Origin of the sequence: Leptospira vanthielii serovar Holland str. Waz Holland = ATCC 700522, assembly GCF_000332455.1 — a bacterium.
In the GTDB taxonomy this organism is placed as follows: domain Bacteria; phylum Spirochaetota; class Leptospiria; order Leptospirales; family Leptospiraceae; genus Leptospira_A; species Leptospira_A vanthielii.
On sequence record NZ_AOGY02000070.1, the window covers coordinates 12764 to 33300 of the forward strand.

The window sequence follows — 20537 nt, forward strand, 5'->3', positions numbered from 1 at the left end:
ACCTTTTACGAATAAAATTTATAGAGTTTCTTAGAACGTTTTAAAAAAGGCATCAGTTGTCAATCGCTTCCCCACTCCATAGAAAAGGCAAATGTCCACGCAGATTGATAGAGCCTGTACTCACGATCCCTTTGTAATGGGTATCTATAGGCGAGACTCATATTATACTTCTCCGAAAAATTCCAAGAAAACCCTGCACTGGCTTCCGTAAAATAAGAAGGATTGGCTTTATCTTTTTCTTTGGAATAATCAACACCGTTATAGGGATTGCGATACAAGAGTCCGGTAAAAAGAGAAATCTCTTGCATCAAATAATACGTCACATAAGCCGAAACAAGTGCGGTTTTTTTAAATTCATATTCTGGTTCTGGTGGTGAAGCGGAAGCCTTCCTGAAATAAAAAGGAACTCCGTCGTTGTCTTGTAAGTTGTTCGGTTGTGGTCTCGAAAGCGGACTGAGTCCACCGATTTTTGTAACAAAGGACCACTTCTCATACAAATAGCCAAGTTTGATAAACCCTGTTCCCGTATAATAATTTCCACCAGTAAACCGATCTGTGTCGGGACCACTCGGAAAACCAACAGAACCTTCGATCACAAAAAAGTAAGGTTTGTCCAAATCAAAGAAGGGTTGGTATTTAAAACCCAGGTAAGTTTTTCCAATCCTTGCCGCATCCTCTCTCCCTCTCTGTTGGTAATAATTCCAAGGAACCGAAGCATTGAGAGCAAACCTTCCATCAAAAAAATTCATCTCCGCAAAAGCTGTGGTTGTGAAGAGGTGACTATTCTCCCTTGTCGATTGGTAATAATCCTGAGTGATTACCAAATAGTTCGTTGGTTTCTCTCGTTTTCCAGTAAACGGATCCACAAACCTGGCCGTTGCATTGGGACTATCCGACGAACCCGTGTGATGCGAATAGAGAGACTGGATGGAAAGTAATAAAATAATTAAGATAATAAAACTTTGTTTCATCGTTCCACTCCAGGAAAACATCCAGGGAAACTAAAAACAATATCTTCGGCTTGGAGATTTTGGAGAAGGATATTGTATAAGGGCACATTCGAAACTTTGGAGATGACAACAGTTCCCGGAAACAATAAGGCCAATTGTTGTAAAAATCGAACAGGAGTTCCTGAAACGGAACGATCTTGAAACAATGAAGAAAGAGACATTAGAATTTCTATATTACTCGCCCGCCCCTGTTTGATTGGAATTTTACATTTTGGTGTAATCAGTTTATTTCCTTGCGGCAGAAGGATTGTTATATCGTTTCCATTCACCGTCATTCGAATATAAATCTCTTCCCAACTTACATTGGCCACCGCCACCACTCCCAGTGGCATGTTCGAAAGCCTAGTGTTGGGATAAAGGAAACTAGCTCCCGTATCCACCGTACTATTGTATTGAGTTATGTTGGTCACAGTTCCTGCTGATAAAAACGGATACGATTTACCATACAAATCATCCGCAGGCAAATCCAGAGGAACCGTATACGGGGTATGGGTCTTAGCTGTTGCTGTGGAACTTTTTTCTGAACTCGAAGTAGAAACACCTAATACCTGGTTTGGCGGATTGATTCGATAGGTTCCCGTTTCCCAATTGATATCAGTGTTACTTTGAATTGTGATATTATAAACAACAGCATTACTCGTCAAACTAAACTGGTTTAGATTATCATCCGCTTGGTCATCGTAAGATCGAAGATTTGTTCCCACGGCGACCGTTTGGTTGTTGTTAAAAAAGATTAAATTCTGCAAGATCGCAAGTTTGTCTTTGTTACTATCACCCACCGAACCAAAGGTACAGTGAGTGAAGAAAACTAAAAAACCAGAAATTAAGGTAAGCCGACTATCCAAATGTTTCATCAAAAGGGACTCGCAAACTTAGGATTGGATAAAAACTCTTCATCAGTAAGAGCCAATAGAAAATTCACCATATCATCCCTTTGGGAATCTGAAATTGTAAAAGCCCGAATGAGTGCCCCATCTTTTCCAATATGCGCTTGACCACCGGAACGATAGTGATTCACAACTTGGGTGAGTGCATCCCTTGCACAGTCTACTTTGGTCTTCCCGGCACCAGCCGGTTTGTCTGGATTATTCGCATCCGCACACATAAAAATCCCGTCATGCATATAAGGATAGGTAACACCAATATTACGTAAAGATGGTGCTCGAAATTTTCCTGTATCGGATGCAACACCAGTTAGGTCAAATAAACCTTTTTTGTTACTAACTTGCCCCGCATAATAGGCATCATCATGAATCCCGTTGCTATGGTAAAAGAATTCTTCCTTGGCTCCTCCATGGAATGAGGTATCCGTAAAATTAAACCCCCCATGACAATGAAAACATTCTGCGACTTCACCATTAAATATGTTCAATCCACGAATTTCGGAAGCATTTAATGCTGATTTGTTATTTCTAAATGTGTATTGGTCATATCTGGAATTCCCTGAAATCATGGTTCTCTGAAAACTCGCAAGAGCATAACGCACATTTTGTTCAGTAATCCCAGAGCCACCAAACGCGCGCTCAAACATTGGCTGATAGATCGAATTAGAGGCCAATGCACCTATAAAATTATTATTCTGTAATCCTAGTTCCACTGGAGATTCACCAAACATAGGAGCACGAGCTTGTAATTCCAAACTCGTCATTTTAGGATTACTCCAAGTAAGTCTTGGCATATAGGCAACATTCGATAGATGTTGGGCATTTCTCGGATGTGTTTGGTTTGTGATTCCACTAGGAAAATCTTTTCCATCGGCAAACGCCAAAGATTGAAAATGGCAACCGCTACAAGCCATCGTTCCATTCCCTGACAATTTTTTTTCGTAAAACAAATGTCTGCCGAGTTCGACCTTAGCTTTTGACATGGGGTTGTCTGCGGGAACATTTGGCACAGGAAAACCTGGTGGTAAATCCCATACCCAGTCCGAACCACTGGCCAAAATTCCCAGTGCTAATAACAACATATCATCGTTTTTTTCCTTCTTCTGGAATGGGAGGATGTTACAACCCAAAAGAAAACTGAATAAAACTAATATAGAAAAATGAATAAACTTCATAAATGTATCCTATTAAAAGTTAGGTTGGCAAAAAATTGCCAACCTAGTGATATAAATTTATTTGAGACTAAACACTCGTTGTGTGATGGAACTGTCTGTTGCTCCACCATTCGACAAACCAAATGCTTGTATCAAGGATTCACATGCAGTCCCACCCATCATTGGTACAGGCATACATGATGCATCAGCTCCCGGATTGTGTCCATGAATCAGCTGGTCCACATTAAAGGATATCTTTTGACCAGCTGGATTGTATTGTCCTGTTAGTTGAATGGAAGCTCTATACTTAGCAGTACAATTACCGTAGTTAGGGGCACCAGTACAACCCGTCGAGCCTAAATGCAATTTTGTAAAGTTAGTACCTGAATTAACGCTGAACTCAAGATTCGCATGTTTGTACCCACCAGTCCAAGACCAATACATAGAACCGATATTAAGTGGTGCCAACTGGACATTTTTATCTAAATGGTTTAATGCTTCCGGAACACCTACAGAAAATTGGACTCCCGTATATGTGCCAGGTGCCACACCACCAGTAACTTTTGTATTTGTTTCTGATGTTTGAGTTGTTTCCAAATCCACAAGAGCCACACCATTGGATTGCCAAACATTGTCAGCACTTAAAGATACATCAGCAGCAGAACCATCTGCCCTTATTAACTTTACATCGGAAATGTACAATCGGAAATCGCGAAACTGGACTGTTCGACTATCGGCAGTAATATTCGTACCAGTAACTAACTTTTGCCCATTTGCCAATGCTTCAAATTCTAAAGTGACAGGTTGGGGCCATGCCAAAGCCAAAGCTGTTAATGTTTCTGTGTCTTCAGATTTGGATTTCGGAGTACAGGAAACCAATCCAATAACCGAAATGGAAATAATAATTGTTTTAAATAAATTCATAAATACCTAATATTCTAAAATACGATTGTTGTTTTGAATCAGTAGATAAAATCATCATCTACCAATAGACTTGATTGTAGTTAAAAAATTTAGATACAGGGTGGTCGCAGTAAAGTAGGGATTCTTCCATCCAGAAGAGTGGAGGGAGACTCATAAATCGTATAAAAAATTACAGAAGGATTCGCAAAACCAAAAGCTAAATTGGGTCTGTCCATAGTTTGGTGGTGAGATCGTAAAGAAAGTGCGTCCTTTTTTTCTTTTTACAAGAACAAAGGTGGGCCTCACCATCTTTGGCGTCATGACAGGTGGGTTTCAGGGCGAGTTCTTTTGTGGTATGGTGGTCATTCGAGTCGCTTGAGGTAACAGATGTTCCATTTCCTTCAGAAAAGAGTTTGTCTTCCCCATTCGCATGTTTTTCCTTTTTGGATCCATGGTTGCAATGACAGATTTTTGAGTTGGACTCGAGGCAATACCCAAGTAACCCACTCCCTAAAAACAGGAATTGAGTGCAAAGGAATAAGGCCAAACTACCGGCGATCCACCGTTTGCAGAACATCTACCCCATACTTAGCCACCCAACCCAAAAATCGAGCCAATTTTTGGACAAATTTAGTGTCGCCCCTCCTGCCCTTTGAAAACATGGTATTGGAACCAATGCAAACGAGCTAGAGGCCATCAGATGAAACGCACGGAACTAGAACGCAGGGAACGAGAACTGCGAAAAGCAGAAAAGAAAAAAATCCAACCTGGTGAAAAAGAAGCCATGAGCGTGGGCGACTATATCGATACCCTTTTTGGAATGTTTCGCTATGATTCGGATGAGATTTTTAATGCAGCCGAAGATGAAAACATTCTAGAAATTCTGGAAAACATGAAAATGGAACATCCAGAAAAACAATGGGATGTAATCATTCGCAAGGCTGTGAATAAAACCAAAGTGGAACAAAAAGAAAAGGCTTACGACTCCCTTCGTATCCTTGCAGGGATTCCTGCCGTCACCGCTTAATTCCTTTTTTTCCGCTACAAACAGATTTACAACGGAAGGTCTTCGTCTCATACTTGTGACCTTCCTGTATGAAACAGACCTTCACCTTCATTCTGTTATGTCTCTTTCATACCAACCTATTTTCTAACCCAAAAGACTGTCCAAACACAAGTCCAGTTCCGCTTTCTGTCACGAATGGAAATACCTACGACCTTTCCGACCATTTGGTTTATTTCACTGCGAGTCCTTCCCTCCATTCGGTGGCCGAAGTTTCTCACCAATTCCAAACAACAGCATTACAAAAATCAAATGGAGTCATTCCCAATTTCGGAAACACCGACAAACAGTATTGGTTTTGTTTTGTCATTCATAATGATGAAAACGAGTCCAAACAAATCATCACTTACATCAAATATCCACTATTAGATGATGTCAAATTTTTCGCATTACGGGAATCAGGTGAAATTTCAGAAAACCAACAAGGTAGACGATTCCCATTCGAAAACCGAGACATTGATTATCGAGGGTTTAGTTTTGCAACGGATTTATTAACAAAAGAAACCGTAACTTATTTTGTAGGAGTAAAAACAGATAGTTCCATGTCGGTCCCCCTCATGGTAGCAGAAGAAAAGAATTTTTATACTTTTGTCTCTTTTGATACTCTCCTCCAAGGTATTTTTTTTGGGATTGTCGGTGTGATGAGTATTTACAATCTTTTTGTCTATTTTATGGTGCGAGACAAAGCATACATCTTTTATGTTTTGTATTTACTTATTTCAGCAATTTTGTTTCAATTTTCGCTCCAAGGTTTGTTACCTGTTTTATTTTTCCCGAACTCACCTGAGTTCGTTTATAATTCGCATAACCTTCTCTACTTTCTATTTTTATTCACTTGTTTTCCGATGAGCATCACCTTTATGAACCTAAAGGAAAATGCACCTCTCATCTACAAATGGTTTTTGGCATTAGCAACCATTCCTATCATTAGCATTTGCCTACTTCCTTTTTTACCGTACCGCCTAATGAACCAAGCTGGAGATATTTTTTCCTTTTTACTCGCATTCTTTGCTTTGTTTGTTTCTTATTACATCGCATTCGTAAAAAAATTTCCTCCAGCACGATTCTATTTTTCCGGATATTTGATGGTGATTGTTGGAGGACTCGCCACCGTTCTAAGATATATGGGATTTTTTCCGGTGAATGCTTTCACAGAAAATTCATTCCAAGTAGGAATGGCTATCGAAGTGTTACTCATGGCATTTGGTCTGGGAGATAGAATTTCCGTTGTTCGCAAAGAAAAAGACAAAATTCAATTCAAAGCAGAAATCAACAAACAAAAGTTAATCGCTTATGGCAGAGAATTAAAATTAGCCCAAAAACTCCAGGAATCCACTCTCCCACAAATCCTTCCCAAATTTCCAGGACTCGTCATCAAAACAGGATACTTCCCTGCTTCTTTGGTAGGTGGTGATTTTTACGATATCTCCGTTTTTGGGAAACACCAGATCTGTTGTTTGATTGCCGATGTGACTGGACACGGAGTACCGGCCGCCATTGAAGCTGCCATGTTAAAGATCGCTTACATGCAGACGTTAGCTTTTGCCAACAAACCAGGAAAGGTTTTGGAAAGTATCAATGTATCCCTTGCCGGAAATTATAAAAATCAATTTTTGACGGCTAGTGCTATCTTTATCGATTTGGAACTAAAACAATTAAAAGTGGCAAACGCAGGTCATCCCGCCTTATACAAGTTCAATGAAAATTCCACTTCAATCGAGGTGATCAGACCCAAAGGGAAACTCATCGGATATTCCAAAGAAGTACATTACCCAGAAGAAGTTCACAAACTATCTCCTGGTGATAAAATTTTACTATTTACAGATGGAATTTGGGATTTATGGGAAAATGGAGACTCAGATTCAGGGGAAGAAGAGCTTTTGGACTGGTTACTCGTCAGAAAAAAAGAATCGGTGGAAGCTTTGTATGGCGGTATTGATGGACACATTCGCCTACGGAACAAAGAAGGTCCCGCAGACGATGATATAACTTTTATTCTATTCGAAATTACATAACAGAAAATGCGGACTAAACGTCCGCATAAATTGCCGCATTTAATAGTCTGGAAATATTGTCTAAGTTACGAGAAATATCGCGGTAAAGTAGAGCTGGCATCAAATTCTCTTTTTTCTGATACTTTTTCTTTTTCACTTTAGAATCGTTCTTTTTGATGGAACGAATCATTTGGAAACGATACTCACGACTTTGGTTACGAATCTGTGGATTACCAAGGATATCAAAAGTTTCACTTTGTTCTAAGTTCACGAGCAAAATGTCGTAGTGATGTTTGAGTAAATCCATTTGTTCTTTTACGGAATTACCGAACGTTTTGTCCAAGGAAACTTTTTGACGGTGAGATTTACGCATCTTTCTTGCAATCGATGCAAAGTTATCCCCCATCTCTTCGACTGCCTTCACCCTTTCCATAATTCCTAAAACATCTTTCGCGTAGTTACCAGTAATACCGGTCTCTTGGATTTGGTTTAGGTAGGTAAGAACTTCGGATCGAACTTGGTCTAACTCTTCTTCTTTTTTTAATACCTGAAGGACACGAGAGGCATCAAAAGGTTGTAATAAAATTTGTTCTGTCAAACGAAGGAAATCATAAGTATCACGAATGATTTTTTTAGTGAACTCAACCAATTCCACCATCGCAAGCTCTGTAGTTTTCACAGCCCCAGCTTGCAATAAACGAATGGAATCTTTGTCTTTTCCTGTTTTCGACGCAAGTCCATCCACAATGGCACTCACCACTTTGGTGATTGTATTCACAAACCAAATGAGAACGAGTGTGTTTGTAATGTTAAACATTGTATGGAAAAGAGAGATATGGAATCTTGTAGATTCTTTATCTGTAAGTGGATCCCCTGGAATCAAATCATCTACAATGCCTGTGAAAAATTTAAAAAATAGTAAGGCCCATAAAACTCCGAACACATTGAACATCGTATGCGCCAAAGCAGCCTTTTTAGCATTCCGATTTCCCGGAATGGCAGCAAGGTTTGCTGTAATGGTAGTTCCTATGTTTTCACCAAGGATCATACCATAAGCGGCATCAATCGGGATATAACCTGAGAATGCGAGAGTGATGGTAATGGTTGTGGAAGCAGAAGAAGATTGGATGACAATGGTTAAAAAGGCCCCAATCAAAACGAATAACAATATGGTGTTGAATCCCATATTTGTGTATTGTTGCAAAAATAGAAAACTTTCTGGATCCTTTGCGCTATCAGGAACGGCAGTTTTTAAATAATCCAATCCTAAAAACAAAAATCCAAACCCGATGAGGAAACTTCCCCAACCGGACCTGCTTTCTTTTCTTGAAAAATTTAAGATCACCCCTGCGGCAACCGCCGGTAAGGCGAAGGTGGCAATGTTGAACTTAAAACCTAAAAAAGAAACAATCCATGCGGTGATGGTGGTTCCAATATTGGCTCCCATGATGACACCGATGGCTTGGGCGAGTGAAATTAAACCGGCATTTACAAATCCAACCACAAGAACGGTGGTTGCAGAACTGGATTGTATTGTAGATGTAATAAAAAGTCCGCTAAAAACAGCAGACACTCTATTTCTCGTCATCGACGAAAGAAAGGAACGAAGCCGATCTCCCGCCACGCGTTGTAAGGACTCACTTAGTAATTTCATCCCATAGATGAAAATCCCGAGTCCGCCTAAAACCTGAATGAGTAGTGACCAATTCATAGATGTAATATTTCCAAGGTTCAATTTCTTCGATTACAATTTGGTACCAACCTTTTATTCGGTTGCAGTATTTTTTTCCATTGGCAAAGTGTAATGAATATGTCAAAAACCATCAGCAAAGGAATGGTTGTAGGATTTTCCTATCACCTAAAGAACGCCCAGGGAGAAACTCTGGACCAATCAGAAGAACCGTTATTATACCTCCACGGCTGGCAAAATATTATTCCCGGTTTGGAAAAAGAACTAGAAGGATTAGTGAACGGCGATTCTAAAAATGTAACTGTACCACCTGAAGATGGTTATGGGACATATAACGAAGAACTTATTTTTCAAGTTCCCAAAACAGAACTTCCACCGGATGCTGAGTTAGAAGTGGGAATGGAATTCCAAACGGATACTCCAGAAGGTAGAATGGTTCTATATCTTCAAGAAGTTAGGGATGCCGAAGTCATTCTGAACGGCAATCATCCGTTAGCTGGAGAGACTCTCCACTTTGCGGTGACAATTAAGTCCATTCGCGAAGCGACTGAAGAAGAATTACAACATGGTCACGTGCACGGTCCAGGCGGACACCACCACCATTAATAGTTTTCTTTTTTCGATATTTTCCCTCTGAGTCTTCTTTCGGATTGCTTTTTTTTTAAAGGGTAATTAGACTGACGGAAGATTCAGAGTATTGTTGATTTTCACCGCCGAAGTAGTCCTTTCAAGCTTGCACGCTGGTAGCTTTCCCAAGTTTTTCCCTGCATTTTTCTGGAGTTCTTACCCAAAATCCCGTAAAGGGTTCCGACGATTGTAAATCTAGAATTCCCGAGTCGACTTTAACAAACAGGACAAAAACTATGTCAGTAAACATTTATGTTGGCAACCTCTCTTACGATATGACTGAAGGTAAACTCACTGAGCTTTTCGGAGCACACGGTGCAGTAACTTCTGCAAAAATCATCACTGACCAGTATTCTGGTCGTTCTAAAGGTTTCGGATTCATCGAAATGAAAGATGGAAAAGAAGCTGATAACGCGATCAAAGATCTTAACGGAAAAAACATCCTTAACCGTGAGATGAAAGTAAACATCGCAAAACCTAAAACTAACAACTGGAGATAATCTAGTTTGTCAAAAATCCGTCGCTTAACGTTGTTTAAGTGACGGATTTTTTTTGCCTATTTGGTTTTACAAAACCAAATCCCATTGACATTCGATCGATCACCATATAGTATTACGATAAGGGTATCGATATGGGAAAAGTAACTGTCTCACCAAAATTTCAAGTAGTCATTCCAAAAGAAATTCGCGAACAAATCGGTGTCAAAGCTGGGATGAAACTCGAAATCATAACCTTTGGGAATCGTATGGAGTTAATTCCCATAGAACCCATTAAAAAATTAAAAGGTTCGTTATTCGGGATGGATCCAAAATTAGAAAGGGATGGAGATCGGATTTGAATGTCGTTGATTCCTCCGGGTGGTTAGAATATTTCAGTGGAACGAGTCGAGCCAATCTATTTGCTGAAGCCATTGAAAAAACAGAAATCTTAATTGTCCCCAGTTTGTCCTTATTTGAAATCTTCAAAAAAGTTTATAAAGAACGAGGTGAGGACCTTGCTCTGAAAATGGTTGCTCATATGCAACTCGGCACGGTCGTCAATTTAGATTCTAGAATATCAATCTATGCCGCAAAGATCAGTGTGGAAAAATCAATACCTATGGCAGATAGCATCATTTATGCAACGGCCCAATTAAACAAAGCAACCCTTTGGACCCAAGATAATGATTTTCAAGGACTACCAGGAGTGAAGTTTTTCGAAAAGAAAAACTGATTCGAGGATCCTTCGTTCACCCCCCTACAAAACCACCCGATACTTCGCCCTCATCTTTTCTATCTGTTCCTCTGGGATCTGGTGAATATTTTTTCCGCCATGTCTGTTTTCCACAGTTACCACAAAAAACAAATATCCAAATTCATTCGCCAAACGTTCGTAAGGTTCTAGTTCCCAATCTAAAGTAAAGGTATTGTCAACGATGACAAAAGGAATTCCCTCTTGCAAAGCCTCTTTGGTTTTTGATTCACATTCTTTGTAGGCCAGGTGATTTTTTTGATACTCAAAGTTATATTCTCCCGATTCATTTTCAAAATAGGAATCGATCGAGAAGATGGGTGCTCCGTTCGACAACGAAATCGTATTTGCTAAGGTAGTTTTTCCCGATCCGGGAATCCCTCGTAAGGCAAGGAGTGTTTTTTTGATTTGGATGGAATTTGGATTGGTTTTTTGGTCTGGCAAATTCTTAGATTCCATTCTCCAAACCCTAATTCTTTTTCCTTATCTGGAAAGAGAAAAATCTCGCAAGGAATACTTCTATCTGAAAGAATAGAACAGAATTAAGGAGACTTTTGTGTCATACGAAGCTTATAAACTCATCCATATTTTCGGAATGTATTTGTTATTTTTATCTCTGGGAGGAGTTACCCTCTACACCATCAACGGTGGAAAAAAATCGGAAAACAAATTCAAAACGGTAGCTGCCATCACTCACGGTGTGGCTCTCATTCTTCTTTTCGTTGCGGGATTTGGCCTCATGAAATTTCGAGGGATCTCCCATTCGGCGATGCCAGTTTGGGTCATTTTGAAAATTGTCATCTGGCTTGCGTTTGGTGGACTTTTGGCCCTTGCTTCCAAAAAAGAGAAATTTGCCAAAATCCTTTGGTATGTGTTTCCACTTTTAGGATTGTTGGCAGCCTACCTTGCGTTCTACCAACCTTTTTAATTTTTAAAAAATCTGCCTTTTCTCACAAGCGAGGGGGCAGTCCATTTTCCCTTCCCACTTTTTCTTTTTCTTTTCCCCCACTTACCGAGTCTGAAATTAGAATCTAAGACCAGGAATTTCTCGAGGGAATATGAAAACACGAATCGAAACCGACTCTATGGGCGAAATTGAAGTGGAGGCATCTCGTTATTGGGGTGCCCAAACCGAACGTTCCCTCCACCACTTCCGCATCGGAACAGACAAATTTCCTAGAGAGATGATTCGAGCTCTAGGGATTTTAAAAAAATCAGCAGCACTGACAAACAAAGAGCTAGGAATCCTTTCGGCTGAAAAAATGGAACTCATTGTGAAGGCAGCGGAAGAAGTCGTTGTTGGAACGTTAGATGACCACTTCCCCCTTTCAGTATGGCAAACCGGATCGGGAACCCAAACTAATATGAATGTGAATGAAGTCATTTCCAATAGAGCGATCGAAATGGCCGGTGGAGTTCTCGGTTCTAAAAAACCCATCCATCCCAATGACGATGTGAACAAAGCCCAAAGTTCCAACGATACCTTTCCCACAGCCATGCATATTGCTTGTGTGGAAAGTTTGGTTCACAAACTCATACCCGCCTTACAAACGCTCCACGACACATTGGATCAAAAAGCAAAAAACTTTGCCAGTATCATCAAAATTGGTCGTACTCATTTACAGGATGCCACCCCTCTCACACTGGGTCAGGAATTTTCTGGCTATGTCCAACAATTAAAGTATTCGATAGAGAGAATCGAACGAGTGTTACCTTCTGTATACCGGTTGGCACTTGGGGGAACTGCTGTAGGGACAGGACTCAACACCCATCCCGAATTTGCAGTGCAGGTCGCGGCTACAATTGCCAAAGAAACAGGGCTCCCCTTTGTCACGGCGGAAAACAAATTTGAGGCACTCGCCGCACACGATTCCCTTGTGGAAGTGAGTGGAGTTTTGAAAACCATCGCCTGTTCCCTCATGAAGATCGCAAACGATATTCGCCTGTTGGCATCCGGACCAAGATGTGGGATTGGAGAAATTTCCATTCCTGAAAATGAACCAGGCTCTTCCATTATGCCAGGGAAAGTAAACCCCACACAATCCGAAGCCATGACCATGGTGGCAGCTCAAGTGATAGGAAATGATGTGGCAGTGAACGTAGGTGGATCTTCTGGAAACTTTGAACTAAATGTATTCAAACCACTGATTATTTTTAATGTACTTAATTCTATACGGTTGTTAGCCGATGCTACAAATTCTTTTGAAGAACACTGTGCACGGGGAATTGAACCAAACCTAGAAACAATCGAACACAACCTAAAAAATTCACTGATGCTTGTGACGGCTCTTAACCCACATATTGGCTATGATAAAGCTGCAAAGATTGCAAAAACTGCCCATAAAGAAAAATCCACTTTGAAAGAAGCAGGAATTCAGTTGGGAATATTGACGGCAGAACAGTTTGATGAATGGGTGAAACCGGAAGAGATGATTTGAAATGATTGTATCATTTCTTTTGTTCTCCGCTGCTGGACAAAGTTTTGAGAGCATTTCGAATCATATCCCAATAGTTTTTTCGCCAACCTTCTTCTACATCAGGAATCAGTGCCTTTGGCACACCGCGATGTGTTAAAGTTAATTCAGTTCCACCTTCAGTAGTTTCTTTGAATGTAAACGTAGCCATTGAAAAAATCCCTTCAGGAAAATCATTTCTTCTCCAGGCTTGCACAATTCTTCTCGAAGGTTCAAGGTCTACAATGATTCCAGATACCTTTCCAGACATGGTAGAAAAGTCACCGCCAATCCGTTTACTGATCATCGCAGTTTCCCCTGTGAGGGCCGTGACTTTCTTCGAATCTGCAATAAACTGGTAGATCGTCATTGGAGAAGCCTTAAATTTTACTTTTTGTTGGATCGTTTTACACATCTTAGTTTGCCTTGTATCAGTTTCAAAATTCTGATCTGCACTTTTTAAACCGCGTTACAAGTTTTGGATTCACCTAATACAGTTCATTCTAAGAAATCAATTTTCAATTCAACATTTGAAAAAAATCATTTCCCTTGTCATCGACTACGATAAAGGCGGGAAAGTTTTCTACTTCAATGGACCAAACGGCTTCCATACCTAACTCGGGGAAGTCGAGAACTTCCACCTTTTTAATGTTTTCTTTGGCAAGTAAGGCCGCAGGTCCACCGATGGATCCGAGATAAAATCCCCCATTCTTCTTACAGCTATCAGTCACCACTTTGGAACGATTCCCTTTGGCAAGAGAGATCATGGAGTAACCTTTTTCTTGAAAGAGAGGAACATAACTATCCATTCGTCCTGCGGTCGTTGGACCAAAGGAACCGGATGGCATTCCTTCTGGAGTTTTCGCAGGCCCCGCATAGTAAACAGGGTGGTTTTTAAAATAGTCCGGAAGAGGTTCTCCCTTATCTAATTTTTCTTTGAGTTTGGCATGGGCAATGTCACGAGCCACAACGAGTCGTCCCGACAACATAACCCGTGTTTTGACAGGATATTTATTTAGAATTCCGAGAATCTCTTTCATGGGTTGGTTTAAATTGATATGAACGGTTTCACTTCCCGCATCCGATTCTTCGACTGTAGGTAAAAAACGTGCCGGATCGTATTCGAGTTGTTCTAAGTAAATTCCGTCTTTTGTGATTTTGGCTTTGATATTGCGATCGGCACTACAACTCACCCCAAGTCCGACTGGGCACGAAGCACCATGCCTTGGCAAACGAATGATACGGAAATCATGAGCTAAATATTTTCCACCAAACTGCGCTCCAATTCCCGATTTTTGAGCCGCAAGTAACATCTTCTCTTCGAGTTCGATATCACGAAAAGCAGTTCCTTCTTTGGTTCCTTTTGTGGGCAAATGATCCAAATAACCAGCTGACGCCAGTTTGACGGTCTTTAGATTTGCCTCGGCAGATGTTCCCCCAATCACCACTGCTATGTGGTAGGGAGGACAGGCAGAAGTTCCAAGACTCGCCACTTTTTCCGAAATGAATTTTTCGAGAGATGCCGGGTTGAGGAGGGCTTTCGTTTCTTGGTAGAGATAGGTTTTGTTAGCAGACCCACCCCCCTTTGCCATAAATAGAAAACTATATTTTTGACCAGGTGTTGCATAAATATCGACCTGGGCCGGTAAGTTGGAACCAGAGTTAGTTTCCTCATACATAGAAAGAGGAACTACCTGCGAATAACGCAAGTTACGCTCTACGTATGTATTATAAATTCCTTTGGAGAGGGCTTCGGCATCATCGCCACCGGTGATGACATACTCGCCCTTTTTAGCCATAACAATTCCCGTTCCCGTGTCTTGGCAAGAAGGCAGTTGTTTGTCTGCGGCAATCACTGCATTTTTGAGAAGGGCCATTGCCACAAACCGATCATTTTTAGTGGCTTCTGGATCATCTAAAATTTTGCGAACTTTTTCCAAGTGGCCTGGGCGGAGGTAAAAAGCGATGTCTTCCATGGCTTTTTCGGCAAGGAAGGTCAAACCCTCTGGTTCGATTTTTAAAATTTCTTTATCCCCGAATGGGACGGTGCTTACAAAGTCCTTGGTTAACAATTTGTAAGGAGTTGTATCTTCCCCGAGTGGGAAGGGATCGGCATAAAAGAATTCTGGCATGGAAACCTCTAAACTATCCTTCTATGTTCAGGGAATTCTCTTTCCAGTAAATGAATTTTTACGAAGTGTTTAGGAAACACCCAAAACAATGCGAAAGGATTAATGGAAAAATCGTTTCTCTTTTTTCAAAAACAGTCTATAACAAAGGAAAATGAAACAAAGCCTCATTTACATTTTATTTATTTTTCTCCCTTCGATGTTGTTTGCAGAGGAGACAGCGACAGCCAGACAAGAGCCTGAAGAAAAAAGTAAAAACTCAAAAATCAGCTTACTCTTAAAAAGACAGACCTACCAGTATCTGCCTTATGAATACACATCTCTCACAGATAAAAATGAATCCTTGGTTCCCTCTCGTTCCAGCTCGGCATTGAAGGAAAATGGAAAGGTTCTCATTCCCTTTGTATTCAGTTATGAAAATTTCGCAAAAGGTTTAAAATTAGAACTCTCCTACTTTGAAATTGAAATTGTAAACGCTAACACTCTTCTATACCAACAAACATCGCAAGGACCCAATATTTCCCGGTATTACCTTTCACCAATGGCTCGTTCGGAATTTGAATTCAATGCTTACAAATCTTTGAGCCCCAGAAAGGATTGGAAACTTTATCTAGGAGGGGGGATTCGTAATATCAATCGTTACCTATATGGAAATTATCTAGGGCAAGGGACTTTCAAAGAATATTTTTTCACGTATGGCCCACAAGTCTCTGTACAAAGTATCTACGAACTTCCTTATGACTTAGCATTCCACCTAACAATGGATGTGTTTTACACACAAGGCACTCGGTTTTTCAAACAACCAAACCTAACGGAAGACCGGTTCCAATACTCTTTATCCACCGCAGGTACAGAAGGAATCTTTAGGGGATATGAATTTGATGGTTCCCTAGCCTATTCTTTTTTTCCCAACATGAAATTCTTTGTGGGATACAATATGATCGTCTCTAAATTCTCCTACTACCATTATAATGAAATTCAATTCAGTCGCAGCACAGAGAATTTGGGTTCTGCTAGTCCCTCTCTCACAGGAAATTGGGAGATGAACCTCCCGAAAAAATCGGAAAACTTTGATACGCTTCGAGGGATTTATCTGGGGATGATGGTGAGTTTTTAAGAGGACCTTAGAAGTTAACGTTAGGTTTCCGATTTCTTTCTAAAGTCAATGGAATTTTGGTTCCTTACTTGACAAATACACGATAACAAGTGATATGTGAAGGAATCGATCAAAATTGAAAAACCGTCGATTGCCTCTATTTTGATCTTAAAGATAAAATGAAATTATTCTTTCCTATCGTAATCCTATAGAGTTTATTTTTTCTATCTAATTGTCGCGTGCGAATCTCGACAGAAAATGACTGTGAGGAAAAGAAATTTGCAGGTTTTCCTTCTTACAGCAATCAACTTGAGAGATGCCGATAAAATTCCAGTGACCTTATCCTGCCAAAGCTTCTTCAAACCTGGATTTGCTTGTGATTGAGATAGGGTGAGAGGGGCGGTTATTAGTTCGTTATGTGAAAGTTCGCATAACTTCTATGGAAACGAAGAAAAGCATAAATTTGGCATTTTTTCGTCTTGATTTCTCTGAAAGTAACCATTATCCTACAATTGTAACCACAATTTCGGAGTTAAAAGAATGATTTATGTCGGAGTAAGAGATCTAAAAGCAAAACTTAGCGAATATCTCGATAAAGCCAGGCTTGGAGACGAAGTAATCGTTACTGATCACGGAAAACCTATTGCTAGACTAATAAAAGAACCAATAAAACAAAAATCTACTATTGAGAAAATGTATCTTTTAGCTGAAAAAGGTATGATACAACTTCCAAGTAAGGATAAGCAAAGTAAATCGACTACTCCGCTTAAAACAAAGTCAAAAATGACTGCATCTGATATATTACTTAACGATCGTTAATGTTTTATTATTTAGATTCAAGCGTTCTTGTAAAAAAATACTTTGCTGAATTTGCTTCTGATACTGTATTAAAAATATGGAAAGATAATCGATATATTGCAATATCACAAGTTGGCTATTCAGAAATCCTAGCCACAATTAATAAAAAACAAAAAATTGATAAGTTCTCTGAAAAAATAAAAGAATCTATTATAAAACAATTTAAATCTGATTGGGATCAACTTGTCAAAATTAACGTAGATCATTCAATAAATTCTGAATTAGATAGAATTCATTCAAAATATTTACTTAGAGGTTTCGATGCTATTCACCTCGTTTCTGCGATTCTTCTATTCAGAGAATTAGAAGAAGAAACTTTCTTTCTTAGTGCAGACGATAATCTAGCAACTGCAGCTAAAAAAGATGGTTTAAATATCGGAATATATAATTGGAAGTAAATACGAACCTTCGCATAACAGCACCTTCGACACTTACGGCCTCTCTTGGGCTGTGCCACATTTTCCTCCCGTCACTCGCTTTCATCCGCAAGCTACGTGCACTTCCCGTTCGGGACTCAGGGTCATACAACTTCAGTAAGCCTAGTTCGTTACGCGAAATCTCTTAAAATAATTTATAAAGGAAAAGAGAGATAAAAATCCAGAGTTTTTGATCTTTACAGGGAGATAACTGAGTATAGACTACCAACAAGATGAAAAGTCGCGTCTACATCGAAACATCAGTAATAAGTTATTATACAAAACTATCCAAAGATATTCGTACTCTATCACGTTAGGAGACTACAATTGACTGGTGGGAAGAGGAAATGAACAAATTCGACTGTTATATTTCACTTGCTGTCATCGAAGCAGAGAAAAGAATGAAAGCTTCGCAAAATTTGCCAATTTCAGCTGAATCTAGTGAAATAATGGCACTTGCAGAAAAATATTTTTCCAAATTAAATATTCCAGATAAATCAAAACTAAATTGGAGCAAGATTGTAAAAATGATTTTGAACTAATTTTCAAAAAGCACAACATATTACATAAGATCTATATAACCAGGATCATTGAAAAAAAGATTTAGAAAAGAAGAAGAAAATCCCTACGCCATAATAAGAGACTCCGCCTAACGGGATTTTCACCCTCGCTCGGTCTGCTACAAATTTTGTTGTATAAGTAAATGAAAAATTTCAGATGAATGGAAATTCTATGAATAAAAATAATGAAATAATCATCAAATCTTTTTCTTCCTCAGAGAAATGGAAGGAATGGCTTATGTTAAATTTTGCTACATTTCCTAATGGTATTTGGCTTCGAATTTATAAGAAAGACTCCGGAAAAAAAACAATAACCTATGATGAGGCACTAGATGAAGCTCTTTGCTTCGGCTGGATCGATAGTCTGAAAAATAAATACGATGAAACATCGTGGATTCAGAAATTTACTCCACGCAGATCACAAAGCAAATGGTCAAAGCGAAATAGAGAGCGAGCAGATCTGCTTATCAAAGAAAAACGAATGCAACCAAGCGGATTATTAGAAATAGAGACTGCAAAAAAAGATGGCAGATGGGACCAAGCCTATGATTCTCCAAGCCAAATGGAAATTCCCCCTGATTTTCTAGAAAAATTAGTAAAAGATCAGTACGCCCACGAATTCTTTAAAACACTGAATAAAACGAACGTATATGCAATTGCTTGGCGATTACAAACAGCAAAGACTTTAAAGACAAGAGAAAAACGAATGGAGGCTCTTCTCCAAATGATGAAGAATCGACAAAAATTGCACTAAATTATTTGCCAACAACAATAAACGCGAAATCCTTTCAATAAGAGTAAAGCAAAAGTATTAAACTCAATTCTATGAGGCACAAACGCCGGGGAACATCGTCTCCATTATTTCGTTATGCGAAATTAGGATATAACTATACTTAAAGCTTGTAAAAAAACCCAACGACTATAAATACTAAACCCAAAATATGAAATGGTTTTAATTTCTTCTCTTGTTCTTTAATTATAATCCCCTCATTCCAGATTCCACCAATATTAGGCATGGACGAAAAAGTTAATATCACTCCAAAACCATCCAACATCAAACCAATAATACCCAATAATTTCGAAAAACTAAAATAATTAAAGTCATTATAAGATCTATCTATAAACCGTATCATAACGCATGATGAACAAAAAATATAAATATAAAGAACCCAATATGGAAACTTAACTTTAGTTAGCTTTTTTTGACTCAGCATAATACTTACATAGACTACTTTTAATTTTTTATCAAGCAAATTTTTCCAGAAAACTCTTATTATAAAATGTATTACGTTGAATGAAGCCCAAAAATAATCTATATAACTAAAAACCAATAGATTGAAAAAGTAATCAATTGTATAAAGAGATACTTGTTACCAATAATCTTAGAAAAAATCTAATTCATTAAGTATAATCACAAATACAAAACATCAAATTGATTTATAATGCTCTGAAGATTACAAGAAAGTTGAATCAAAAGATAGATCAATTCCACAGAAATGGAACTGCCTCATTGACATAAATACTAATGAATCTGTTTTAAGTTTCTTAACGCCAGTTTGGGACTCAGCGCCAGCATAAGTCTGTAAGCCTAGTTCGTTAGGCGCACGTAAAAAAATACTTTACTATATTTCGAAAAACAGAAATTTTAATTATGAAAAAAATATTAACTTCAGCATTACTAATTACAACCGCTTCATGCGTTACGAATAGAGACTTATTACAAGATAAATATTACAAAAATGAAAAAATTGAACCAAGCTTTGTTGAACAAAACTTTTTAACTTCAAAGCAAATTTTAAAAAAAGATGGTCCTTTAGAAAATAGTCCAATTGGTTTAGCAGCTTCCTTCGGCGATTATGACACATTTCAATCATTTTACAAAAAAGTTCAGGACCTGAGTAACTACGATAAAAAGACTTTGTTAGATCTAGCTGTATCAATTTACAGATTTGGAGACAATTGTTTCGCTGATTGTTATGAAAAAAGGAAAGGTGAAAAGATTAAAATAATAAAGCTTCTATTAAATAGCGGTGTTCAGTATCAAGAAAATACAAATACATCAAGCTATATCCTATATACTGCAATTAGCTCTGCCTTTGCAGAAGCAATACCTATGGTCATTTTGCCCATAGATAAAATAAATAAAAATGAAAATGTTACTCCTGCTGATATTGCAGTAGGTTGCTATCTGCCAGAAGAGGATATGGTCTACTCTAATTTAACTAATCACATAATTAGAATTTATGACGGAAAAATTAACGTATTAAAAACTATCCAGTCTTATGGATTAAAATATAAACTAGCAAGGGTTTGTAAAGTTAGAGGATTTGAACCATTACCTCTAATAGCAAAAAAGAAAAAATTTATTGAGTTGGCTCTTTCAAGACAGGATCTAATTATTAAGTAAATTTTTCACCAACGCATAACAGCATGGAAACGATTCGAAACTCAGCGCCAGCCTACGTCAGTA

General features: G+C 38.8%; 24 protein-coding genes. 14 read left to right on the forward strand and 10 right to left on the reverse strand.

The window, feature by feature from the left end; translation table 11 throughout:
- Positions 1-59: 59 nt before the first annotated feature.
- From LEP1GSC199_RS17105 to LEP1GSC199_RS17125, 5 genes are all read right to left on the reverse strand, one after another.
- Entirely contained in the window at positions 60-971 is a 912-nt protein-coding gene (locus LEP1GSC199_RS17105; RefSeq protein ID WP_002988729.1) for an LIC11086 family outer membrane transporter, read from the reverse strand.
- Positions 968-1864, reverse strand: coding sequence for a hypothetical protein (locus LEP1GSC199_RS17110; RefSeq protein ID WP_002988539.1), 897 nt, complete (start codon positions 1862-1864; stop codon positions 968-970). The genes LEP1GSC199_RS17105 and LEP1GSC199_RS17110 overlap by 4 nt, the downstream gene beginning before the upstream one ends.
- On the reverse strand, positions 1864-3069 hold the full coding sequence (locus LEP1GSC199_RS17115) for an MbnH family di-heme enzyme (protein WP_002988644.1): 1206 nt from the start codon (positions 3067-3069) through the stop codon (positions 1864-1866). The genes LEP1GSC199_RS17110 and LEP1GSC199_RS17115 overlap by 1 nt, the downstream gene beginning before the upstream one ends.
- 57 nt (positions 3070-3126) lie before the next feature.
- The gene (locus LEP1GSC199_RS17120; RefSeq protein ID WP_002988452.1) at positions 3127-3972 is read right to left on the reverse strand and encodes an MbnP family copper-binding protein; all 846 of its coding nucleotides are present in this window, start codon (positions 3970-3972) and stop codon (positions 3127-3129) included.
- Between the two features lie 196 nt (positions 3973-4168).
- A complete protein-coding gene (locus tag LEP1GSC199_RS17125) occupies positions 4169-4528 on the reverse strand; it encodes an LIC_11090 family protein (RefSeq protein WP_232420823.1) in 360 nt (119 codons plus the stop codon).
- Positions 4529-4651: 123 nt separating this feature from the next.
- On the opposite strand from LEP1GSC199_RS17125, the gene LEP1GSC199_RS17130 reads away from it, so the two are divergent.
- Positions 4652-4978: an LB_289 family protein gene (locus LEP1GSC199_RS17130; RefSeq protein ID WP_002988608.1), complete on the forward strand. Its 327-nt coding sequence runs from the start codon at positions 4652-4654 to the stop codon at positions 4976-4978.
- 68 nt (positions 4979-5046) lie between these two features.
- The gene (locus LEP1GSC199_RS17135) at positions 5047-7029 is read left to right on the forward strand and encodes a 7TM diverse intracellular signaling domain-containing protein (RefSeq protein ID WP_002988596.1); all 1983 of its coding nucleotides are present in this window, start codon (positions 5047-5049) and stop codon (positions 7027-7029) included.
- Positions 7030-7042: 13 nt separating this feature from the next.
- Here LEP1GSC199_RS17135 and LEP1GSC199_RS17140 read toward each other — a convergent pair whose 3' ends face one another.
- Positions 7043-8719, reverse strand: coding sequence for a Na/Pi cotransporter family protein (locus LEP1GSC199_RS17140; protein ID WP_002988438.1), 1677 nt, complete (start codon positions 8717-8719; stop codon positions 7043-7045).
- Positions 8720-8812: 93 nt separating this feature from the next.
- On the opposite strand from LEP1GSC199_RS17140, the gene LEP1GSC199_RS17145 reads away from it, so the two are divergent.
- The 4 genes from LEP1GSC199_RS17145 (at position 8813) to LEP1GSC199_RS17160 (ending at position 10537) form a co-directional block, all read left to right on the forward strand.
- Positions 8813-9304, forward strand: a complete 492-nt coding sequence (locus LEP1GSC199_RS17145; RefSeq protein ID WP_002988498.1) for an FKBP-type peptidyl-prolyl cis-trans isomerase — start codon at positions 8813-8815, stop codon at positions 9302-9304.
- A 257-nt stretch (positions 9305-9561) separates the two neighbouring features.
- Positions 9562-9825, forward strand: a complete 264-nt coding sequence (locus LEP1GSC199_RS17150) for an RNA recognition motif domain-containing protein (protein ID WP_002988662.1) — start codon at positions 9562-9564, stop codon at positions 9823-9825.
- A gap of 131 nt (positions 9826-9956) precedes the next feature.
- Positions 9957-10163, forward strand: a complete 207-nt coding sequence (locus tag LEP1GSC199_RS17155) for an AbrB/MazE/SpoVT family DNA-binding domain-containing protein (RefSeq protein ID WP_002988769.1) — start codon at positions 9957-9959, stop codon at positions 10161-10163.
- On the forward strand, positions 10160-10537 hold the full coding sequence (locus tag LEP1GSC199_RS17160; protein ID WP_002988604.1) for a type II toxin-antitoxin system VapC family toxin: 378 nt from the start codon (positions 10160-10162) through the stop codon (positions 10535-10537). The genes LEP1GSC199_RS17155 and LEP1GSC199_RS17160 overlap by 4 nt, the downstream gene beginning before the upstream one ends.
- 24 nt (positions 10538-10561) lie before the next feature.
- On the opposite strand, the gene LEP1GSC199_RS17165 is transcribed toward LEP1GSC199_RS17160, so the two are convergent.
- A complete protein-coding gene (locus tag LEP1GSC199_RS17165) occupies positions 10562-11014 on the reverse strand; it encodes an AAA family ATPase (protein ID WP_198288796.1) in 453 nt (150 codons plus the stop codon).
- Positions 11015-11150: 136 nt separating this feature from the next.
- Between LEP1GSC199_RS17165 and LEP1GSC199_RS17170 the strand changes: the two genes are divergently transcribed.
- Positions 11151-11483, forward strand: coding sequence for a hypothetical protein (locus LEP1GSC199_RS17170; protein WP_198288797.1), 333 nt, complete (start codon positions 11151-11153; stop codon positions 11481-11483).
- 130 nt (positions 11484-11613) lie between these two features.
- A complete protein-coding gene (gene fumC, locus LEP1GSC199_RS17175; RefSeq protein WP_002988513.1) occupies positions 11614-12993 on the forward strand; it encodes a class II fumarate hydratase in 1380 nt (459 codons plus the stop codon).
- A 10-nt stretch (positions 12994-13003) separates the two neighbouring features.
- Here the strand turns inward: fumC and LEP1GSC199_RS17180 are convergent, their stop codons facing one another.
- Both LEP1GSC199_RS17180 and LEP1GSC199_RS17185 read right to left on the reverse strand, forming a co-directional pair.
- Positions 13004-13378, reverse strand: a complete 375-nt coding sequence (locus LEP1GSC199_RS17180; protein ID WP_232420824.1) for an SRPBCC domain-containing protein — start codon at positions 13376-13378, stop codon at positions 13004-13006.
- 148 nt (positions 13379-13526) lie between these two features.
- On the reverse strand, positions 13527-15140 hold the full coding sequence (locus LEP1GSC199_RS17185; RefSeq protein WP_002988395.1) for a fumarate hydratase: 1614 nt from the start codon (positions 15138-15140) through the stop codon (positions 13527-13529).
- Between the two features lie 151 nt (positions 15141-15291).
- Between LEP1GSC199_RS17185 and LEP1GSC199_RS17190 the strand changes: the two genes are divergently transcribed.
- The 5 genes from LEP1GSC199_RS17190 (at position 15292) to LEP1GSC199_RS17210 (ending at position 18821) form a co-directional block, all read left to right on the forward strand.
- Positions 15292-16254, forward strand: a complete 963-nt coding sequence (locus LEP1GSC199_RS17190) for an LA_2444/LA_4059 family outer membrane protein (RefSeq protein WP_039927265.1) — start codon at positions 15292-15294, stop codon at positions 16252-16254.
- A gap of 519 nt (positions 16255-16773) precedes the next feature.
- Positions 16774-17052 carry a type II toxin-antitoxin system Phd/YefM family antitoxin gene (locus tag LEP1GSC199_RS17195; protein WP_002988775.1) on the forward strand — a complete coding sequence of 93 codons (279 nt, stop codon included), beginning with the start codon at positions 16774-16776 and terminating at the stop codon, positions 17050-17052.
- On the forward strand, positions 17052-17489 hold the full coding sequence (locus LEP1GSC199_RS17200) for a type II toxin-antitoxin system VapC family toxin (protein ID WP_002988530.1): 438 nt from the start codon (positions 17052-17054) through the stop codon (positions 17487-17489). Before LEP1GSC199_RS17195 ends, LEP1GSC199_RS17200 begins: the two co-directional genes overlap by 1 nt.
- A 365-nt stretch (positions 17490-17854) precedes the next feature.
- Positions 17855-18049 (forward strand): PIN domain-containing protein, encoded by a 195-nt coding sequence (locus tag LEP1GSC199_RS17205; protein ID WP_002988714.1) that lies wholly within the window; start codon positions 17855-17857, stop codon positions 18047-18049.
- A gap of 190 nt (positions 18050-18239) precedes the next feature.
- Positions 18240-18821 (forward strand): YdeI/OmpD-associated family protein, encoded by a 582-nt coding sequence (locus LEP1GSC199_RS17210; RefSeq protein ID WP_039927268.1) that lies wholly within the window; start codon positions 18240-18242, stop codon positions 18819-18821.
- A gap of 139 nt (positions 18822-18960) precedes the next feature.
- Here the strand turns inward: LEP1GSC199_RS17210 and LEP1GSC199_RS17215 are convergent, their stop codons facing one another.
- Positions 18961-19320: a hypothetical protein gene (locus LEP1GSC199_RS17215; RefSeq protein ID WP_039927270.1), complete on the reverse strand. Its 360-nt coding sequence runs from the start codon at positions 19318-19320 to the stop codon at positions 18961-18963.
- A 398-nt stretch (positions 19321-19718) separates the two neighbouring features.
- Here LEP1GSC199_RS17215 and LEP1GSC199_RS17220 point away from each other — a divergent pair, with 398 nt between their 5' ends.
- Positions 19719-20474 carry a hypothetical protein gene (locus LEP1GSC199_RS17220; protein ID WP_002988605.1) on the forward strand — a complete coding sequence of 252 codons (756 nt, stop codon included), beginning with the start codon at positions 19719-19721 and terminating at the stop codon, positions 20472-20474.
- The last annotated feature ends 63 nt before the right edge of the window (positions 20475-20537 follow it).

Excerpts from the sequence above, each read along its gene's own strand:
- LEP1GSC199_RS17105 (WP_002988729.1), bottom strand. The coding sequence starts at position 971 with ATGAAACAAAGTTTTATTATCTTAATTATTTTATTACTTTCCATCCAG.
- LEP1GSC199_RS17110 (WP_002988539.1), bottom strand. The coding sequence starts at position 1,864 with ATGAAACATTTGGATAGTCGGCTTACCTTAATTTCTGGTTTTTTAGTT.
- LEP1GSC199_RS17115 (WP_002988644.1), bottom strand. The coding sequence starts at position 3,069 with ATGAAGTTTATTCATTTTTCTATATTAGTTTTATTCAGTTTTCTTTTG.
- LEP1GSC199_RS17120 (WP_002988452.1), bottom strand. The coding sequence starts at position 3,972 with ATGAATTTATTTAAAACAATTATTATTTCCATTTCGGTTATTGGATTG.
- LEP1GSC199_RS17125 (WP_232420823.1), bottom strand. The coding sequence starts at position 4,528 with ATGTTCTGCAAACGGTGGATCGCCGGTAGTTTGGCCTTATTCCTTTGC.
- LEP1GSC199_RS17130 (WP_002988608.1), top strand. The coding sequence starts at position 4,652 with ATGAAACGCACGGAACTAGAACGCAGGGAACGAGAACTGCGAAAAGCA.
- LEP1GSC199_RS17135 (WP_002988596.1), top strand. The coding sequence starts at position 5,047 with ATGAAACAGACCTTCACCTTCATTCTGTTATGTCTCTTTCATACCAAC.
- LEP1GSC199_RS17140 (WP_002988438.1), bottom strand. The coding sequence starts at position 8,719 with ATGAATTGGTCACTACTCATTCAGGTTTTAGGCGGACTCGGGATTTTC.
- LEP1GSC199_RS17145 (WP_002988498.1), top strand. The coding sequence starts at position 8,813 with ATGAATATGTCAAAAACCATCAGCAAAGGAATGGTTGTAGGATTTTCC.
- LEP1GSC199_RS17150 (WP_002988662.1), top strand. The coding sequence starts at position 9,562 with ATGTCAGTAAACATTTATGTTGGCAACCTCTCTTACGATATGACTGAA.
- LEP1GSC199_RS17155 (WP_002988769.1), top strand. The coding sequence starts at position 9,957 with ATGGGAAAAGTAACTGTCTCACCAAAATTTCAAGTAGTCATTCCAAAA.
- LEP1GSC199_RS17165 (WP_198288796.1), bottom strand. The coding sequence starts at position 11,014 with ATGGAATCTAAGAATTTGCCAGACCAAAAAACCAATCCAAATTCCATC.
- LEP1GSC199_RS17170 (WP_198288797.1), top strand. The coding sequence starts at position 11,151 with ATGTATTTGTTATTTTTATCTCTGGGAGGAGTTACCCTCTACACCATC.
- fumC (WP_002988513.1), top strand. The coding sequence starts at position 11,614 with ATGAAAACACGAATCGAAACCGACTCTATGGGCGAAATTGAAGTGGAG.
- LEP1GSC199_RS17180 (WP_232420824.1), bottom strand. The coding sequence starts at position 13,378 with ATGACGATCTACCAGTTTATTGCAGATTCGAAGAAAGTCACGGCCCTC.
- LEP1GSC199_RS17185 (WP_002988395.1), bottom strand. The coding sequence starts at position 15,140 with ATGCCAGAATTCTTTTATGCCGATCCCTTCCCACTCGGGGAAGATACA.
- LEP1GSC199_RS17190 (WP_039927265.1), top strand. The coding sequence starts at position 15,292 with ATGAAACAAAGCCTCATTTACATTTTATTTATTTTTCTCCCTTCGATG.
- LEP1GSC199_RS17195 (WP_002988775.1), top strand. The coding sequence starts at position 16,774 with ATGATTTATGTCGGAGTAAGAGATCTAAAAGCAAAACTTAGCGAATAT.
- LEP1GSC199_RS17200 (WP_002988530.1), top strand. The coding sequence starts at position 17,052 with ATGTTTTATTATTTAGATTCAAGCGTTCTTGTAAAAAAATACTTTGCT.
- LEP1GSC199_RS17205 (WP_002988714.1), top strand. The coding sequence starts at position 17,855 with ATGAACAAATTCGACTGTTATATTTCACTTGCTGTCATCGAAGCAGAG.
- LEP1GSC199_RS17210 (WP_039927268.1), top strand. The coding sequence starts at position 18,240 with ATGAATAAAAATAATGAAATAATCATCAAATCTTTTTCTTCCTCAGAG.
- LEP1GSC199_RS17220 (WP_002988605.1), top strand. The coding sequence starts at position 19,719 with ATGAAAAAAATATTAACTTCAGCATTACTAATTACAACCGCTTCATGC.